Source organism: Pseudochrobactrum sp. sp1633, from assembly GCF_030376605.1.
GTDB lineage: Bacteria > Pseudomonadota > Alphaproteobacteria > Rhizobiales > Rhizobiaceae > Pseudochrobactrum.
On sequence record NZ_JARRAE010000041.1, the window covers coordinates 1 to 3,221 of the forward strand.

The window sequence follows — 3,221 nt, forward strand, 5'->3', positions numbered from 1 at the left end:
TTCTGCCGGTCTTTCAGCTTCATCAGGTAGTTGGTCACCACGTCCTGGCGGCGGGTGGCCAGCAGGTCGAGCAGGGTTCGCTCCTCAATGTTGGTCAGAATGCAGCGGTAGCGCTTGTTCAGGTATAGCTCGTCAATGCCCAGGATGCGGGGCGTCTCGAAGCGGTGCCAGCGCCCCAGGAACTCGGCGCGGGCGTTGAAGATGTCGCGCACCGTCTTCTCGTCCAGGCCGGTCTGTGCCGCCACAAAGGTGTAGGGGTGGTTGAAGGATTCCTTCTCCACGTACTCATGCAGCCGCAGTGTCATACGGAATCCGTCCACCATCTCCGGTAGCTGGGGCCTGAATGTTGTCTTGCAGGCCCGGCAGGTGTATCGGCGGCGGACCACCCAGAGAGTGACCCGCTTGCCGTGGATGGGCAGATCACGATAGGGAACGTCACGCTTGCCGAACCGTACGAACTCACCCTGCGCGCCGCATTCCTCGCAGGCGATGGGATCGGGCACGTCCACCTGGAAGTGTATTTCGTCGTCGGTTGATTTGCAGCCCAGTACTTGGTATTGCGGCAGGTGAAGGATGTTGTCGGGAAGTTCGGTCATGGTGTTGTATAGGCGTAGGTGTCAGTCAGATCCATCCGACTCGGCATTGGTGTTTGCTTTTTTACCCAACAAGCTGCTGGAAACGAAAAGTAAGGCACCGAGGACAATTGCAATATCAGCCAGGTTGAAGGCCGGCCAATGCCAGTCTCGCCAATAGAAATCAAAGGAATCCACAACATAGCCGCGAAAGACCCGGTCAATCAGGTTGCCCATGGCGCCACCGAGGATAAGACTGTAAGCGATGGCTTCTCCTTTATGACGATTTTCAAGGATCAGCTTGATCAGAAAAATCGAGACCACTACCGCGATTCCGATAAAAAAGTAGCGCTGCCAGCCTCCACCATTCGCAAAAAGACTGAATGCGGCACCGGTGTTCCATAGGTGCACCCAGTTAAAGAACGGGGTCACCGAAACATACTCGCCATAGGCCATTGATTGCTGCACCAGCCACTTTACAGCCTGATCAGACGCTGCCAGCAGGCCCGATATGGACAATAGGGCATACGGCGAGAGCTTTTTGCCAATAATGAGCATTATTTAACCCTTCAACGCCAGAATGCGTCTGGCACCGTTAAGTACAATGACCCCCGCGATGGTGCCGATAATCAGATCCGGATAATTGGACCCGGTCCACGCGACCAGGGCGCCGGCGGTGATGACCCCCAGGTTGATCACCACGTCGTTGGCCGAGAATATCCAGCTTGCCTTCATGTGCGCCCCGCCTTCCCGATGTTTGGATATGAGCAGCAGACAACTGGTATTGGCAATCAATGCGACGAATGCGATAGCCATCATCACCAGCGATTCAGGCTCACTACCGAATACAAAGCGTCTCACCACCTCTACGAGCACGCCCACAGCCAAGATCAGTTGCAGTACACCAGCAAGATGCGCGGCACGTACCTGCATTTTCACGCTATGTCCAACCGCATAAAGGGCAAGCCCGTACACCGCCGCATCGGCAAAATTGTCCAGGGATTCTCCAATCAGGCCGGTGGACTGGGCGATCAGACCGGCAGTCATTTCCACCACGAACAGAAGTGCATTGATGCCGAGCAACCAGCGCAGGGTCCCGGATTCTTGCTTAGCAGAAGCTGCCGAAAACTCGGCGGCCTTGATGGTCTCCGGATTTGCAGCGACGGTTTCCTGAAGCGAGGCGCCTAGCCCCAAGGTCTTCAGTTTCGAGGTGACGGGCTCGACCTCGCCGTCATGCACGACCTTCAGCCGGCGGTTCGACAAGTCGAAGGACAGCGCCCGAATCTCCTCAAAGCCGTTCAGGGCTAGGCGAATCATTCGTTCTTCTGATGGACAGTCCATCTTCGGCACGGCATAAACACTGACCCATCTCCCTGGCGCCTCGGAGGAGGCCTGTATATCGGTATCCGCTGCGGACGTTGCATCACCGCCACAGGCGCCACCACAGGATTTGCTCATGATACGACTCCACTTGAACAATGTTGTGGTACCATTTAAAAACAAGTCATGTACAATAGGTGGCTCTTTTTAGCAGTGGGAGCACCATGAACGAACAACTCGAAACCCTATTCAAATACATCGAACCAGCCAAGCTGCTGGACCTTGGTTTGCAAGCCGCAAAATTTTTTCTGGTCATCGTAGTTGCCCTGATTGTGTTGCGCTTGGTAAAAGCAGCAATCGATCGCGTGGGTACGCGCATGCAGGCACGCAGCAAAACGCTGGATGATCAAAAACGAATCGAAACCCTGATTCGCGTGCTGAAATACGTGACCAATGTGGTCATTTTGCTGCTCGGCGCTTTGATTGCCTTGGGCACCATTGGTATATCCATTGCCCCTATGCTGGCCGCTGCCGGTGTGGTGAGTTTGGCCGTTGGTTTTGGTGCACAAAGTTTGGTGAAAGATTACTTCACCGGTATTGTGCTGCTGATCGAAAACCAGATTCGCGCAGGCGACTTCATTGAAGTGGGTGGCAAAAGCGGCACGGTCGAAAATGTAACCCTGCGGTATGTGCGTTTGCGTGACGCACACGGCAATGTGCATTTTGTTCCAAATGGTCAGATTGATTCGGTGACCAACTCCACCATGAACTTTGCCTATGCAGTTGTTGATGTGGGCATCGCCTACAAAGAGGAAGTCGACGTAGCCATTCAGGTGATGCAAAAAGTGGGCACTGAATTGGCGGAAGACAAAGAGTGGGGACCGAAAATTACCGAACCCATGTCGACCTTTGGTGTGCAAGAACTTGCCGATTCAGCCGTGATTGTTCGCGTGCGATTTAAAACGCTGCCGGGCGAGCAATGGGGCGTGCGCCGTGAGTACAACAAGCGCATTAAAGCGGCGTTTGACAATGTTGGCATTGAAATTCCATTCCCTCACGTGACCATTTGTCCAAGTGGTGGAAGTGCCGTGAAGCTGCCAGCGCAGATTTCGTCGAGCTGAGTTTCAGAGCATGGGCGAGATTGCGAGGCCGCATGAATGAGTTTCGTATCGGCATCTGCAAAGTCGCATGCCCTCCTCCGCCAGAAAGCCTGAATACTCCCTCTTTGTTGAATTCCCTGACCTAAGCGCACCCGCTAAAAAGCGGGCGGACTGCGCTTTCGGCCTTGCCGAACGGACCGGGAATGCAACAAACGGGCAGGCTTTCTTG

At 54.4% G+C, this 3,221-nt stretch carries 3 protein-coding genes and 1 pseudogene; 1 reads left to right on the forward strand and 3 read right to left on the reverse strand.

Features of this window, described 5'->3' with window-relative positions:
- From P8H26_RS17965 to P8H26_RS17975, 3 genes and pseudogenes are all read right to left on the reverse strand, one after another.
- A pseudogene (locus P8H26_RS17965) lies at window positions 1-596 on the reverse strand (ISL3-like element ISPpu12 family transposase); the annotation flags it as partial.
- 21 nt (window positions 597-617) lie between these two features.
- Window positions 618-1,130 (reverse strand): signal peptidase II, encoded by a 513-nt coding sequence (lspA, locus tag P8H26_RS17970; protein ID WP_003821921.1) that lies wholly within the window; start codon window positions 1,128-1,130, stop codon window positions 618-620.
- 3 nt (window positions 1,131-1,133) lie between these two features.
- On the reverse strand, window positions 1,134-2,030 hold the full coding sequence (locus tag P8H26_RS17975; RefSeq protein ID WP_080531307.1) for a cation transporter: 897 nt from the start codon (window positions 2,028-2,030) through the stop codon (window positions 1,134-1,136).
- Window positions 2,031-2,116: 86 nt separating this feature from the next.
- Here P8H26_RS17975 and P8H26_RS17980 point away from each other — a divergent pair, with 86 nt between their 5' ends.
- Window positions 2,117-3,013, forward strand: coding sequence for a mechanosensitive ion channel family protein (locus tag P8H26_RS17980; RefSeq protein ID WP_289634456.1), 897 nt, complete (start codon window positions 2,117-2,119; stop codon window positions 3,011-3,013).
- Window positions 3,014-3,221 lie beyond the last annotated feature (208 nt).